10 protein-coding genes are annotated in these 14,880 nt (G+C 56.6%); 4 read left to right on the plus strand and 6 right to left on the minus strand.

Going from position 1 to position 14,880, the window contains the following annotated elements:
- The first annotated feature begins 54 nt into the window (after positions 1-54).
- The gene (polA, locus tag RZA33_RS00130; RefSeq protein ID WP_317505821.1) at positions 55-2,847 is read left to right on the plus strand and encodes a DNA polymerase I; all 2,793 of its coding nucleotides are present in this window, start codon (positions 55-57) and stop codon (positions 2,845-2,847) included.
- A gap of 80 nt (positions 2,848-2,927) precedes the next feature.
- On the opposite strand, the gene RZA33_RS00135 is transcribed toward polA, so the two are convergent.
- On the minus strand, positions 2,928-3,953 hold the full coding sequence (locus RZA33_RS00135; protein WP_317505822.1) for a Fe(3+) ABC transporter substrate-binding protein: 1,026 nt from the start codon (positions 3,951-3,953) through the stop codon (positions 2,928-2,930).
- A 225-nt stretch (positions 3,954-4,178) separates the two neighbouring features.
- Between RZA33_RS00135 and RZA33_RS00140 the strand changes: the two genes are divergently transcribed.
- Positions 4,179-5,285, plus strand: a complete 1,107-nt coding sequence (locus tag RZA33_RS00140; protein WP_317505823.1) for an ABC transporter ATP-binding protein — start codon at positions 4,179-4,181, stop codon at positions 5,283-5,285.
- Positions 5,286-5,316: 31 nt separating this feature from the next.
- On the opposite strand, the gene RZA33_RS00145 is transcribed toward RZA33_RS00140, so the two are convergent.
- From RZA33_RS00145 to dctP, 4 genes are all read right to left on the minus strand, one after another.
- Complete coding sequence (locus RZA33_RS00145) at positions 5,317-6,921, minus strand: iron ABC transporter permease (protein ID WP_317506202.1); 1,605 nt, start codon at positions 6,919-6,921, stop codon at positions 5,317-5,319.
- A gap of 212 nt (positions 6,922-7,133) precedes the next feature.
- Entirely contained in the window at positions 7,134-8,468 is a 1,335-nt protein-coding gene (locus RZA33_RS00150; RefSeq protein WP_317505824.1) for a TRAP transporter large permease subunit, read from the minus strand.
- On the minus strand, positions 8,465-8,968 hold the full coding sequence (locus tag RZA33_RS00155; RefSeq protein WP_317505825.1) for a TRAP transporter small permease subunit: 504 nt from the start codon (positions 8,966-8,968) through the stop codon (positions 8,465-8,467). The genes RZA33_RS00150 and RZA33_RS00155 overlap by 4 nt, the downstream gene beginning before the upstream one ends.
- Positions 8,969-9,049: 81 nt before the next feature.
- Positions 9,050-10,153 (minus strand): TRAP transporter substrate-binding protein DctP, encoded by a 1,104-nt coding sequence (gene dctP / locus RZA33_RS00160; protein ID WP_317505826.1) that lies wholly within the window; start codon positions 10,151-10,153, stop codon positions 9,050-9,052.
- A gap of 391 nt (positions 10,154-10,544) precedes the next feature.
- On the opposite strand from dctP, the gene RZA33_RS00165 reads away from it, so the two are divergent.
- Positions 10,545-12,737, plus strand: a complete 2,193-nt coding sequence (locus tag RZA33_RS00165) for a tRNA(Met) cytidine acetyltransferase TmcA (RefSeq protein WP_317505827.1) — start codon at positions 10,545-10,547, stop codon at positions 12,735-12,737.
- 27 nt (positions 12,738-12,764) lie between these two features.
- Entirely contained in the window at positions 12,765-14,231 is a 1,467-nt protein-coding gene (locus tag RZA33_RS00170; protein ID WP_317505828.1) for an aminoacyl-histidine dipeptidase, read from the plus strand.
- Between the two features lie 108 nt (positions 14,232-14,339).
- On the opposite strand, the gene RZA33_RS00175 is transcribed toward RZA33_RS00170, so the two are convergent.
- Complete coding sequence (locus RZA33_RS00175; RefSeq protein ID WP_317505829.1) at positions 14,340-14,816, minus strand: Dps family protein; 477 nt, start codon at positions 14,814-14,816, stop codon at positions 14,340-14,342.
- Positions 14,817-14,880: the final 64 nt, after the last annotated feature.

Genomic DNA, 14,880 nt, shown 5'->3' on the forward strand with positions numbered 1-14,880 from the left:
CAGTTCTCTTTGTCACAATTTTCTTTGGCAATTTTTCAATAATGGAATTTGGTTATGGCTCGCGCTCCAATCGTCCTCGTTGATGGCTCCTCGTACCTTTATCGCGCGTTTCACGCGTTACCGCCGCTAACGACCTCAAACGGTCAACCCACCGGTGCGGTGAAAGGCGTGTTGAATATGCTCAAACGGCTGATTAAGGATTACCCCGAAAGCCCGATGGCAGTGGTGTTCGATGCGCCGGGTAAAACCTTCCGCGATGAGCTGTACAGCGACTACAAAGCCCACCGCCCGCCGATGCCCGACGACCTGCGCAGCCAAATTGCGCCATTGCACGCCTGTGTAAAAGCACTGGGACTGCCGTTGTTGTGCATTGAAGGTGTCGAAGCGGACGACGTGATTGGCACCCTGGCGCATCATGCCACTCAGGCGGGGCGCGACGCGGTGATCTCCACCGGTGATAAGGACATGGCGCAGCTGGTTAATGCCCACATCACGCTGGTGAACACCATGAAGGACGAAACGCTGGACGAGGCGGGCGTGGAAGAAAAATTCGGCCTGCCCCCCGCGTTGATTATCGATTTTCTCGCCCTGATGGGTGACAAGGTCGATAACATACCCGGTGTGCCTGGGGTTGGTGAGAAAACCGCTATCGGCTTGCTGCAAGGCATGGACGGCGGGCTAGAGACCATTTATGGCGACTTGGAGCGTGTCAAAACGTTGTCATTCCGGGGCGCCAAAACGCTGCCTAAAAAGCTTGAGGAGCATCGCGAGCAGGCGTTTCTCTCTTATCAACTGGCGACCATTAAAGTTGACTGTGATTTGCCGGTGGGCCTGGATGATTTGGATATCGCTCATCCCGATCGCGAAGCGCTGGTTACGCTGTATAAAGAAATGGAATTCCGCCAGTGGCTGGGTGAGCTGTTGGAAGGCAAAGACGAAGGCGTGGATGATGTTAAAGGCGGTGAGCCGACGCCCGCCAGCGCTAAGGATGCTGATAGCGAAAACGCGCCTAACGAAGAGCCGGCCCTTGCAAAACCAGACCGCGAAGATCAGATCATCCTCGAACCAGCAGACTTCGAGCGCTGGCTGGATCGGCTGAAAAACGCCGAACGCTTTTGTTTTGACCTGGAAACTACCAGCCTCAATTATATGGACGCAGAAATCGTTGGCGTTGGTTTGGCGCTACAAGCGGGGGAAGCAGCCTATATTCCACTTGCCCACGACTACCTGGATGCGCCTAAGCAGCTTGACCGAAAAACCGTGTTGGCGGCGCTAAAGCCACTGCTAGAAGATCCGACAAAAACCAAGATTGGCCAAAATCTCAAGTACGATATTTCGGTACTGGCCAACTATGCGATTGCCGTCGCGAGCCCTTTTGCCGACACCATGCTGGCCTCCTATGTGCTCAACTCTACCGCCACCCGCCACGATATGGATTCGCTGGCGCTGAAGTACCTGGGCGAAAAGACCATCTCCTTTGAGGAGATTGCCGGTAAGGGTGCCAAGCAGTTGACGTTTAACCAGATTGCCCTGGAGCAGGCGGCGCCTTACGCCTGCGAAGATGTCGATATCACCCTACGGCTGCAGCAAACCCTGCGTCCCCAGGTCGAAAGCGAAGGGCGTCTGGCGGAGGTGCTGGATAATATTGAACTGCCGCTGATCAAAGTGCTTTCACGCATTGAGCGTAACGGGGTAGCGGTGGATGCTGACCTACTGCACAAACAAAGCCAGCAGCTAGAAAAGCGTATTGGCGAGTTAGAGCGTGAGGCGTTTGAACTGGCCGGGCGTGAATTTAACCTGGGCTCGCCCAAGCAGCTGGGTCAGATTCTGTTTGAAGAGCAGAAAATCCCGGTGCTGAAGAAAACGCCCAAAGGCGCGCCCTCTACCGCGGAAGGCGTGCTGGAAGAGCTGGCGCTGGACTATCCGCTACCTAAAGTCATTATGGAACATCGTGGCTTGGCTAAGCTTAAATCCACTTATACCGATAAGCTGCCACGGTTGCTTAATAAGGCCACCGGCCGGGTACATACCAGCTACCACCAGGCGGTCACCGCTACCGGGCGGCTGTCATCATCGGACCCTAACCTACAGAACATCCCTATTCGAACCGAAGAGGGGCGCAAGATCCGTCAGGCGTTTATTGCCCGCCCCGGCTACCGTATTGTCGCCGCCGACTACTCGCAGATTGAGCTGCGGATTATGGCGCACCTTTCTGAAGATAAGGGGCTGTTGGAAGCCTTTGCTGAGGGGCGCGATATCCACACCGCTACCGCGGCGGAAGTCTTCGGTACGTCGCTTGAAAAGGTCTCAGGCGATCAACGCCGCAGCGCCAAAGCGATCAACTTCGGCTTGATCTACGGCATGAGTGCTTGGGGGCTGTCGCGCCAACTGCATATCGAACGCAACCAGGCGCAAACCTATATTGACCGCTACTTTGATCGCTACCCTGGCGTGGCCCGCTACATGGAGCGCATTCGCTCTCAAGCGGCGGAAGATGGTTTTGTCGAAACGGTATTAGGGCGGCGCCTCTACCTGCCGGAAATTCAGTCGCAAAACCGTAATCGCCGCCAAGGCGCTGAACGCACGGCGATTAACGCGCCAATGCAGGGCACAGCGGCGGATATTATCAAACAGGCGATGATCGACGTAGATGCGTGGCTAGCGGAAGGTGAGTTCGACGCGCTAATGGTGATGCAGGTGCACGATGAGCTGGTATTTGAAGTCGCCGAGAAACAGGTAGAAACGTTTATTGAGCAGGTGCAAAAACGCATGCAGGGCGCAGCCGAGCTTAAAGTACCACTGATAGTGGAAGCCGAAAGCGGCGCCAACTGGGACGAGGCGCACTAACTCCCCAGTGTGACCATTGTCACAAACGGAAACCCCGCAGCCACTGGCTGCGGGGTCGGGCTAACCGCGAGGGTTAACGCTTAACGCCAGCCGACGCGATCAAAAATGCGGATCGCTTCGGGGTTGTTTTCACCCAGAATGCTGATGTTGACGTCGTCTTTTTTGAAGTTGCCCCAAGATTCCAGTACCGGATCTTTCTTGATGCCCTCAACCACGGGGAATTCGTTGTTGCCAGAAGCAAAGATTTCCTGAGCCGTGTCGGACGCTAGGTACTCAAGGAAACGAACGGCATTGTCACGGTTAGGTGCGCCCTCAACCACGCCGGCGCCGCCAACGTTGACGTGTGTGCCGCGGCCATCCTGGTTGGGGAAGATAATGCCGACTTTACGAGCGGCTTCGCGATCAGCGTCGTCGTCGGATTTCAGCAGGCGTACGTAGTAATAGTGGTTCGCTACTGCGATATCGCACTCGCCGCTGGCAACGCCCAGAATTTGGTCTGTATCGCCACCTTCGGGGTCTCGCGCCATATTATCAACCACGCCTTGAGCCCATTCTTCGGCACCCTCTTCGCCGTGATGCTCAATCATTGAGGCCAGTAGCGACTGGTTGTAAATGTTGTTGGAAGAGCGAATACAAACCTGGCCTTCAAACTGCGGGTCGGCGAGATCTTCGTAGCTTTCGATCTGGCTCGGGTCGAAGTTTTCACGGTTGTAATAAATCGCTCTTGCGCGCTGACTAAAACCGAACCATAGGCCGTCAGGGTGACGCATGGATTCAGGCAACCGCTCGTTAAGAGTATCGGACTCGACACTCTGGAAAATACCTTCGTCTTCCGCGCGCCATAGGCGACCCGCATCGACGGTCATCATGACATCGGCAGGGCTGGCAACGCCTTCGCGCTGAATGCGTTCAATCAGCTGGTCGGAGTCGCCTTCAAGGATGTTGACTTCAATCCCGGTCTCTTCGGTGAAAGCATCATAGAGGCGCTCGTCAGAGTCGTAGTGGCGAGCGGAGTAAAGGTTAAGCTCGTTGGCCAGTGCGCTACTAGCAACGGCGGAGCCGGCCAGAATGGCGGCGATTGATAGCGTCAGGCGTGCTTTTGTCATTACGAATATCTCCCTATGGTTTTGATAATAAGTTGCATTATCACCGTCTTGTATTCAAGCGCTTCTACCCGTTGAGGTCAAGTTGAATGCTAACCAACCGCATTCAACGAAAGCGCTAGACGTGCATCTCATCGCAATAAAAAATAGAATACAAATAACTTGCAACCGTGTTCGCAACTGTATTGCGTTAGCTGCGCATAATGCGAACGAAACAGTGGTGAAAAAATGACGGCAACTGTGTCACTTTCTGATCTTGCAACTCATGAGCAGACCCTGTCATTGCGCGGTGTCCAGCACACGTTTGCGGCGAATCAAGTCGTCAAAGGGGTCGATTTAGATATTGCTCCCGGGGAAGTCGTTTGTCTGTTAGGGCCATCGGGTTGTGGAAAAACCACACTGCTGAGAATTGCGGCGGGGCTGGAAGTGCTTCAGAAGGGCGAGGTTAGCCTGGAAGGAGTGTCAATTGCGGCGCCGGGTAAGCGACACGTGCCGCCGGAAAAGCGCAACGTAGGACTGGCCTTCCAAGATTCAGCGTTGTTCCCTCACTTAAGCGTGCTGGAAAACGTTGCTTTCGGACTGAAACACCTGCCTTCCCAGCAGCGCCGCGAACGGGCGGTTGAGCTGCTCACGCAGTTAGGCATGGGGGACTATGTCGAGACCTACCCGCACATGCTGTCAGGCGGGCAGCAGCAGCGTGTGGCGCTGGCGCGTGCCCTTGCCCCCAGGCCCCGGTTGATGTTGTTGGATGAGCCGTTTTCCAGCCTGGATGCGCGGCTTCGTGATCGCATTCGTGATGATACGCTGCACGTATTAAAGAAGCTTGGCTCGGCTACCTTGCTGGTGACCCACGACCCTGAAGAAGCGATGTTTATGGCTGATCGCATCGCGCTGATGCGGGATGGCAAAATTATTCAAACAGGTACCCCGCGGGAGCTCTACTGCGCGCCCAGCGATCCTTTCGTAGTAACGTTTTTTGGCGATGTCAATGAGCTAAACGGGACTGTGAAGGGTGGGAAAGTGCAGACGCCACTCGGGGTCGTGGACGCCAGTTGGCTGCCCGAGGGGAGCGACGCGCACATTATGATTCGCCCCGAAGCGCTGCGCATCCAAGCACGTGACCTGCCAGCTGAAGCACACAGCCACAGCCACGTGGTGATGGCAAAGCTATTAGGGCGCACTAGCCTGATTCACCTTTGCGCCCATAGTGAAGGGGGCCTGGAGGCGCACTTGCATGCCCGCGTACCGGGGGTTTTTCTGCCCCAGGAAGGCCAGCCGATCGACATCGACTTGGACCATTCTCAGGTGTTTGTTTTCCCTCGCTCGACACATTGAACGTCAACAGGTCCTGGTCGGCAGTCACCGACTAAGCCTGACTGCCTGGCCGTGCGCGTCGCATGGCCAGGCTCAGCAAGATAACCGGCAAAATCCCCACCACCACGATGGTGAGTGAGGCGGTGGAGGCTTCCGCCAGCCGTTCGTCGGATGCCAGGTTGTGTGCGCGGACCGCCAACGTATCGAAGTTAAACGGCCGTAGAATAATCGTCGCGGGCAGTTCCTTCATGACATCAACGAAGACTAAAATTCCTGCCGCTAACAGGCTGCTGCGCATTAATGGCGTATGAATTTGGCGCAGCGTGCCTCCCGCCGTTTGCCCCAGAGTGCGCGAGGCGGCATCCATGCTCGGCGTCACTTTGCCTAAGCTCGCCTCAACCGCATTGAACGAGACTGCTAAAAAGCGCACGACATAGGCGTATAGCAAGATAAACGCCGACCCACTGAAGATCAGGCCAACGATGTAGCCATATTGGTTGTTTAACCAGGTGTTGAGGGCGTTATCCAACCAGGCAAACGGAATCAAAATGCCCACGGCGACCACTGAACCCGGAATTGCGTAGCCCATGGAAGCGACTCGAGAAGCCACCCGAGCAAACGTCGTATCGTGCATGCGCACACCGTAGCTCAGCACAACGGCCAAGCCCACCGCGATCAGTGCGGCCACGGTTGCCAGTCCCAGGCTATTCCAGGCGTAGCCGATAAAGCGCGAGCCCCAAAGTGAATCGCCGCCTTGCAGTGCTAAATTGAGCAGAATGCCGCTGGGCAGTAAAAAGCCCACCAGCACCGGCACCAAGCAGGCTAGCGTTGCCGCAGCGGCTCGCCAGCCGTAAAGTGCGTACTCGGGCAACTGTTGATAGCGATTGGTTGTATGAAAGTAGCGCCGCTTGCCCCGGGACCAGCGCTCAAGCAGCACTAACACAATCACGAAGGTGAGCAAGCACGCCGCCAATTGCGCCGCCGCTACCTGCTCCCCCATGCCAAACCAGGTGCGGTAAATACCGGTGGTGAAGGTATCAACACCGAAGAACTGAACGGCACCGAACTCGTTCAGCGTCTCCATCAATACCAGCGATACTCCACCCACCAGCGCTGGGCGTGCCAGCGGTACGGCGACGCTGGCAAATAGCTTCCAGGGGCCGCGGCCTAAAGTACGACCCACATCCAGCACGCAGACCGACTGCTCTAAAAACGAGGCGCGTGCCAGCAGGTAGACATAGGGGTAGAGCACTAGGGTAATCACCGTTGCGGCGCCACCCAGGGAGCGAATATTGGGAAAGTAGTAGTCGCCATACCCCCAGCCAAACGTTTCGCGTAGCAGGCTTTGTAACGGCCCGGCGTACTGCAAGAAATCGGTATAGGCATAGGCAATAACGTAGGTGGGCACCGCCAGTGGAAGCAGCAGGGCCCATTCGAAGAGTCGTTTACCGGGGAAGCGGCACATCACCACCAGCCACGCAGTGCCCGTGCCGATGATTAAGGTGCCGAGCCCTACGATCATCACCAGCCAAAAAGTGTTGTTCAAATAACGACCAAGGACGGTGCTGGCTAAGTGTTGCCAAACACCGTCGGTGGGCATAACGATATGAGCGAATACCACCAGCACCGGTAGCGCAACGATAAATGCAACGGCCATTAGCGCAATCGACCAGGGGCTGGTACGACGGCCAAGCGAAGCGGAGACGGCGGATAGCCCGCGACGACCTGTTCTGAGCAAGCGAACTCTCCTTGAATAAGCGGAAGTGGGCGCAGCAAACGCCGAATGAGACACGCTGTCGGGCGTGAATAGTAGCATTGGCGCTGCACTGCTGCAGCTTCATCCGCCTATCCGCTGTTGGAGTTGTTCGCTTAATAACCGACCATCATGCTGGGCAGGCCAGTCACCAGCCAGGGGAAGAAGGCCATTAACGTACACGCCAGCAGAATCAACGCGACAAAGGGCACGACTGCTTTATACAGATCGACGATTTCGACCCCAGGTGGCGCCACCCCTTTCAAGTAGAACAGCGCATAGCCAAAGGGTGGCGTCAGGAAGGACGTCTGCAGCACCACTGCCACCATCACCACGAACCACAGCATATCCACGCCCATGGCTTCGACGATAGGCAGCATGATCGGGAAACTCAGCAGTACAATGCCGGTCCAGTCGAGGAACATGCCTAGGATAAACACCAGGAACAACATTAGAATCAGCGCGCCAACGGTGCCGCCAGGCATGGCCAGCACTAGTTCGCTGATCACGGTCATCCCGCCGCCACGAGAGAACACGCCGGTAAAGGCCGTCGCCCCAACTAATACGAGCATCACCATGGTGGTGGTTTTGCCCGCCTCCACCATTGTCCAGAAGCAGGTGGTGATTTTGCGGTCACCAAAGATCATAAACAGGATGAAAGCAATCAATACGCCGATCGCGGAAGCTTCGGTAGCGGTGGCAATGCCGGTAAACAGCGCACCGAGTACGCCCAAAATCAGCGACATCGGCGGCACTACGTACTTCGCCAGCATGATCAGCAGTTGTTTAGTACTGACTTCTGCACGCTCTGCCGCCGGTACCTTGGGGCCGTAGTGGGGTTTGATATAGCAAATGATCAACACGTAAAGCGCATACATAGTACCCAGCAGCAGACCCGGAACTAACGCGCCGGCAAACAGCGCACCCACCGATACCGGCGAGTAACTGGCCATCAAAATCAGCATAATGCTGGGCGGAATCAAAATCCCTAAACAGCCGCTGGCCATAATCACGCCTGCGCTGAGCTCTTTGTTATAGCCATACTTGAGCATCGGGACCAGCGCAATCATGCCCATCACCGCAATTGAGGCGCCCACGATGCCGGTGGTGGCGGCCAGCAGCACCGACACGATCACCACGGTCAGCGCTAAACCGCCACGCAGGTTGGCTAACAGCAAGCGCATGGCGTCAAACATCTTCTCGGTGACGCCGGAGTCGTTTAAAAATCGTGCCATCAAAATAAACAGTGGTATTGCCACCAGAACGTAGTTGTCCATGGCGTTGCCAAAAATATTATTGATCAGGGTACCGAGGATGCGCTCACCGGGACCAAGAAAGGCGCCGATAACGGCGACACCGCCGAGCACAAAGGCCAGTGGATGGCCCATAAAAAGGCCCACTAACAGCCCGCCGAACATCACCAGCGTGAGCATTTCAGGACTTAGGTTCATGCGGGTGTCTCCTCACGCAGCACCATAATAGCGCGCAGCACAATGGCAATGGCCTGCAGCAAAATCAGCACAGCGGCGACTACAATCACCCCTTTAATCGGGTAGACGGGGATTGAGACCATACCGTAGGTGGTTTCGCCGCGGCTCCAAGCGCGTTCAAAGAAGCTCCAGCCCAGGGTGATCAACATCCATATAAACGGGACAAAGAAGATCAGATAGCCGAGCAGCTCAAGCGCAGCCTGCTTTTTACGAGACAGTAAGCGCTTGAGTACATCGACTTCAACATGGGCATGGTGGCGTAGCCCATAGGCCGCCATTAGCATGAAATGGGCGCCAAACAGCATTTTGGTCACATCAAAGGCCCAGTCGCTGGGGCGCCCAAACACAAACCGAGAGGCAATGTCGAAAAGCACAATGAGGGTAATGATGACAATCAACGGGGCGACAATACGCCCAAGCGTTTCATTGATGGCATCAATCGCCTTGGCAATCGCATTCATGGAAGATCTCCGCGGTCAGCACAAACCGGTCAGCACAAACAACCGCCTCGGCAAACATTGCCGAGGCGCCACACAAGCGTCTTATAGGCAGGCTTCGATCTCTTCCAGCGAAGGCAGGTCATCCATCACGCGGCTCATGTTGTAGGGTGCCGACACGTCGCGCCAAGTGGCATACTCCTGCATATAAGTAATCATTGAGTGGTACACCTTGGCGTGGTCGGGGTCTTCGCAAGCGCCGCGCAGGATTACCTCATTGGTAACTTCCTGAATGCGCGCCAAGTCCTCCTCGGAGAACTGGTTAATTGTTACACCTGCATCAATAAACTTCTGTGTGGCTTCGGTTGATTGGCGCTCGGACCAGGCCAGTGACCACGCCATGGTGGCATCTGCAGCAATACGAAGGGTTTCTTGGGTATCTTCGGAAAGCGCGTCCCAGGCGTCCTGGTTAATCATCACCCCAAAAACGCTGGCCGACTGGTGCCAGCCCGGCGTTGCCCAATACTCGGCGACTTCGGCAAAGCCTGCGTTGTAATCGACTCCGGGGGTAGAAAACTCGCCTGCGTCGATAACGCCACGCTCAATGGCTTGGTAGACTTCGCCACCTGCCAAGGTGACCTGGGAACCGCCCAGCTCTTCCAACACGCGGCCCTGGTCGCGGCCCGAAAGGCGCAGACGCTTGCCATCTAAATCGGCAATGCTCTCAATGGGGGTGCGGCCCATAAAGCCCGATTCATTGTTGGTGATGCCGTAGGGCAGATAAACCATGTTGAACTGACCATAGATTTCTTCGTACAGTTCGCGGCCACCCCATTGTTGAATCCAGTTAAGGTAGTCAACGCCGTTGAATAGGCTGGTGGTGGTGGCGAGCGGCGAAAACGCTGGGTTAAGGCCCGCCCAATAGCCCGGCCAGTCGCCAGCTGCTTCGATGCTCCCGGTTTCCGTTGCGTCAAACACCTCGGTACCCGGCATCAGCGTGCCGCCCGCGCGGAAATTGATTTGTAGCTCATCGCCTGCCAGTTTGTTGACTAACTCGACCCAATGTTGATCAATTTTGATTAGGTCTAAGTTATCTGGCCAAGTGGTGGTCATTGTCCACTCTTCTTGAGCGTGGGCAGTGGTGGCTAGGGCAGCAAAGGCGACGCCTGCTGCGAGGCTAGTGAGTGCGAATTGGGTCGATTTTTTCATGGTGTGTTTCCTAGTTTGGCGTGTGGCGTTAGTTGTGTTTGTTACCCGAATGCAAGAAAGTGCACAGGGTTACGTTTACGTAAACAAGGATTAAAACGCTGCATAGCTAAATTAGCACAGTAAGCCCACTGCGGCGCAACATCCACAAAAGCAGCGGTTTCTCAAACATTTTGCTCCAAAAATTACTTATTTTTTAACAAACAATTGCTTAGAGAGAAGGTTAAGATGCATTGCTGACGGCTAACCAGGCTAAAAACGTTGAAAGCAGTTAAACAGTTAAACCAAAGTTGTAAACAGAAGGCGTGTGAATAAGACGCTAAACGGCATGTGATCAGCGGCTGGGCAAACGGTAATGCCAAACAATAAGGCAGGATGAAAGGAGACGGCAGCGTTGGCAGACAATAGTACCCATGCGCGCTCGGTGGCGACGCTGATTCATCATGCACATCGCCTAGCCCGCCGTAGCTGGCGCCAACTGGTATGGCTAAGCGGCGACGCTCAGCAGTGCCACGCTATCGCACAGGCTTTATGGCAGGCCCGCCCCTGGCAGGCGCCTCTATGGGTAGGCGATGAAAACGCCTCACCTTTGCCGGCCCTTTCACCGCGCAAGGTGCGCACGCGCTTGGGCGCCGAACACCAGTTGGTGGTGATGGATACTCACGGCACAGGGTTTGACCCCGAAGCGTTAGGTGCCCTGGCGGGAACACTGACAGCGGGTGGTTTTCTGGTGCTGATCACGCCGCAGCCGTGGGGAAATGCCCCTGATCCGGACTACGCACGCTTTGCCGACTACCCATGGCACTGGTCTGACTTAACCAGTCACTATCTAGCCCGGCTGGCGCGTCAGCTGCAGGCTTCTTCGCAGGTTGTGCGCTGGAAGGCTGGCTGCCTGCCGCACCTCCCGTGGCTTCCTGCCAGTGATGCACACTGCGCCACCAGTGGCGATAGTGTTGGTGATAGCGACTGCCGGACCTCAGATCAGGCCTACGCGGTGGCCCAGCTGGTTGGTTTGAAGCGCCGACGGCCGCTGGTGATAACCGCAGACCGTGGACGCGGCAAAAGCGCGGCGTTGGGTATCGCCTGTGCGCGGCTGCTGAAACGTAAAACCCAGCGTATTGTGCTAACTGCGCCGCGGCTCAGCGCCGTGGAGAGCGTATTTGAGCGGGTGGCGGCACTCTGCCCTGATGGCCAGCGAGCGGCGCCTGGCCGCTTTGTGCTCTCCCAGGGCAGCGAGTTGGTGTTTTTACCGCCGGATGGCTTAACCGAGCAGGTCGAGGCGCAGCAGCAGGGGGGCGCTGGCAGCTATTTAATGGTCGATGAAGCGGCAGCCATCCCCGCGGCGCTACTCGGTCAGTGGCTAACGGCTTTTCCACGCGTTGCCTTTGCGACCACAGTGCACGGCTATGAAGGTTCCGGGCGTGGGTTTGCGCTCCGTTTTCGCGCTACTCTTGAGCGGTTAACGCCGCAATGGAAAGCACTGGAGATTCACGCGCCTATTCGCTGGCGTAGCGGTGATCCGCTGGAAACCGTGGTCAATCAACTGCTGCTGTTAAAAGCACCGCTGCCAATGGCCCTACAGCAAGAGGCTAGGACGTTGGCGTCTACGCTTGTTGACCGCGCCTGGCTTGCCCACCAAGATGCCACGCTGGAAAAACTGTTTGGGCTGCTGGTGCAATCGCACTACCGCACCTCGCCCAACGACTTGCGCCAGCTACTTGATGGCCCAGGCACGCAGATACGTATGGTGGAGCAGTCAGGCGAACCTCAGGCGGTGCTGGTTACTCGTGATGAGGGCGGTTTTGAGTCAGCCCTTGCCGACCAGGTGGCCCGCGGTGAACGCCGCCCCCAGGGGCACCTATTGGCGCAGTCGCTCGCCACGCATGCGGGGTGCCGTGGCGCATTGAAGGCTCACTGGCGGCGAGTGGTGCGTATTGCTACCCATCCTGACCGGCGGCGCCAAGGGTTAGGGCAAGCACTGCTTGACGAAGGTACGGCGGCCGCCAGGCAGGAGGGCGTGGTACTTTATGGCGCGACCTTTGGCGCGGAGGCGTCACTGCTACGGTTTTGGCTGGCACAGGGCTTTGCTCCGGTACGTTTAGGAATTAGCCGCGAAACGGCGACCGGCGAGTTTGCGGTGATGGTGGCGAAAGCGCTGAATGCTCAGGGCGAGGCCGTGCTGATGGAGCTTAAGCAGCGTTTCCAGGTGGCTTTACCCAACCTGCTGGCGTTTGAACTCAGGTCGCTACCCGCCTCGGTGGTCGTTTTATTGCTGGCAAGCCTGCCTCAAGCACCGCTCTGTGCCCGCCAGTGGCAAGACGTAACGGATGTGGCCACGGCACATCGCGATCCGGCTCTGGCAAGAGACGCGTTGCAAGCCTTGGCCCGTGAAGTAAGCCACTGCGCTTTAACTCAAGCCCACCAGCCGTTGCATCAGCAGCTGGCTGCATGGGCGTTTCAAAACGTGCCTTTGGCGAGTAGCCACCATGAGGCGGTTCGCCTCTTGCGTCAGGTGGTGGCCACCTTGGCCGAACAGTTCTATCATCCACGGCATGCTTTTCCTGTTAAGCCCAGGAAGGTAAAGTAGACCGGTTGCCTATAATGAAGAGTCGCCATGAACGCACATCTTGAAGCGCTGACGCCAAGCTTGGTTTGGCGCCACTTCCGTACGCTGTGTAATACACCACGCCCCTCGGGCCACGAAGCTGCACTGGTTGCCGTTCTTGAGGCTTGGGCCGATGCCCAGGGCTTTACCCACGACCGTGACGCCTTTGGTAATTTACGACTGCGTAAGCCGGCTACTCCCGGCTGTGAAGCAGCGCCTGGCGTAATCCTCCAGGGCCACCTGGATATGGTGGCCCAGGCCAATAGCAGTCACGCGCATGATTTTACCCGTGACCCAATCAGCACCTATGTCGCCGACGGCTGGCTACACGCCGATGGCACCACCCTAGGGGCGGATAACGGCCTGGGCGTGGCGGCGATTCTCGCCGTATTAGAAGACCCCGAGCTTCGCCACGGACCGTTGGAGGCGTTGTTCACCCTGGAGGAAGAAACATCCATGGGCGGCGCGCTGAACTTGGCCGAAGATTGGCTAGAGGGCTCGCTGCTGCTCAACCTGGATAGTGAGGATCGTGGCCAGGTGTATATTGGCTGCGCGGGCGGGGCCGACGTTGAAGTCGATGCCCAGCTACCCAGCGCCGCCGCTGGCGACCACGAGGAGGTGATCGAGATTGCCCTGACCGGCCTGCAAGGCGGCCACTCCGGCATGGATATCCATAAACCGCTGGGTAACGCCAACCGGTTACTGGTCAGAGTGCTGCGCTCTCTTGAGGCGTTTGATGCGCGCTTGATTAGCTACCACGGTGGCACCTTGCGCAATGCAATCCCCCGGGAAGCCTTTGCCCAAGTAGCGCTGCCCGCCGACGAAATAGATGCCGCCATGGTGGCTATCGCTGGTCTGGAAACGATCCTGTTAAGAGAATTAGGCAGCGGTGATAGCGGCCTTAGCATCAGCGCCCAACGTTTGACTGAAGTGCCCGAAACCGAGCCGTTAACGCTTGATGCTAGCGCTATGTTGGTAGCAGCGCTTCACGCGGCTCCCTGCGGAGTCGAACGGATGAGTGCCGATGTGCCGGGGGTGGTGGAGACCTCCAACAACCTGGGCGTATTAAGTCTTGAGAAGGGGCGGCTGCACCTCTGCGCACTGGTGCGCTCACTGCACGATAGCGCGGTAGTGGCCATGTCGGATCGCTTTCACGCCTTGTTTGGATTGATTGGCGCGCGGGTAAAAGTCGAAAACAGCTACCCAGGCTGGGCGCCGAATCCCAACGGTGCGCTGCTGGCGACTTTTAAAGCCCGGCACGCCGCATTATTGGGCCGCGAGCCGGAAGTCAAGGTGATTCACGCTGGTCTCGAATGCGGCATTTTAGGCAGTAAGTACCCGCACCTGGACATGATCTCCTTTGGTCCGCTGATTCGCGGCGCCCACTCGCCGGATGAGCGGGTGGAGCTAGCCTCGGTTGAAGAGTTCTGGTTGATGCTACGGGCGCTGATTGAAGAGCTTGCCGATCAACGCTAGTTCTTGAATCCTAGCTGACGCGCATAAAAAACGGCACCCGAAAAAAGGAGGTGCCGTTTTTGTGCTACAAGAGCGCGCTTAGTTGCTTAAGACTTAGTTGCTTAACACTTACTTGCTTAAGTAGGCGTTGAGCATCCAGATGGTTTTTTCCTGCTCGCGAATATAATCACCCGCCTGAGCCGCAGTGCCTTCATCGTCGGCGTCTGAGGCGATCGACAAAAGCTCGCGCTGTAGCTCGATAATCGTTTGGTAACCTTTCAGCACCCCTTGGACGCAGGTAGTGCCATCGTGGACATCTTTATCTTCCTGGATGCGCGACAGCGTTACATAGTCGCTGTAGGCGTGTACGGGCTTGTGGCCAAGGGTCAAAATACGTTCAGCCACTTCGTCAACTTTGGCGAGTAGATCAGTGTAGAACTCTTCAAATTTGGCGTGCAGTTCAAAAAAGTCGTTACCGCGCACGTTCCAGTGATAACCACGTACGTTCATATAAAAAATTTGGTAGTTGGCCAGCAGGTGGTTAAGCTTTTCGGCGAGCTGGCTCGCGCTACCTTCATGTAAACCAATGCTATTAGTATCAGTCATATCCTGCTCCCTATCGATGCCGCAGCGCGGCGGGTTAATACGTGCCTACAGAATAGGAGGCTCT

Source organism: Halovibrio sp. HP20-59 (assembly GCF_033052795.2).
GTDB lineage: Bacteria > Pseudomonadota > Gammaproteobacteria > Pseudomonadales > Halomonadaceae > Vreelandella.

Bases quoted from the DNA above. Each gene is read 5' to 3' on its own strand.
- dctP (WP_317505826.1), bottom strand. From the start codon at position 10,153: ATGAAAAAATCGACCCAATTCGCACTCACTAGCCTCGCAGCAGGCGTC.
- RZA33_RS00175 (WP_317505829.1), bottom strand. From the start codon at position 14,816: ATGACTGATACTAATAGCATTGGTTTACATGAAGGTAGCGCGAGCCAG.
- RZA33_RS00135 (WP_317505822.1), bottom strand. From the start codon at position 3,953: ATGACAAAAGCACGCCTGACGCTATCAATCGCCGCCATTCTGGCCGGC.
- polA (WP_317505821.1), top strand. From the start codon at position 55: ATGGCTCGCGCTCCAATCGTCCTCGTTGATGGCTCCTCGTACCTTTAT.
- RZA33_RS00145 (WP_317506202.1), bottom strand. From the start codon at position 6,921: ATGGCCGTTGCATTTATCGTTGCGCTACCGGTGCTGGTGGTATTCGCT.
- RZA33_RS00155 (WP_317505825.1), bottom strand. From the start codon at position 8,968: ATGAATGCGATTGCCAAGGCGATTGATGCCATCAATGAAACGCTTGGG.
- RZA33_RS00140 (WP_317505823.1), top strand. From the start codon at position 4,179: ATGACGGCAACTGTGTCACTTTCTGATCTTGCAACTCATGAGCAGACC.
- RZA33_RS00170 (WP_317505828.1), top strand. From the start codon at position 12,765: ATGAACGCACATCTTGAAGCGCTGACGCCAAGCTTGGTTTGGCGCCAC.
- RZA33_RS00150 (WP_317505824.1), bottom strand. From the start codon at position 8,468: ATGAACCTAAGTCCTGAAATGCTCACGCTGGTGATGTTCGGCGGGCTG.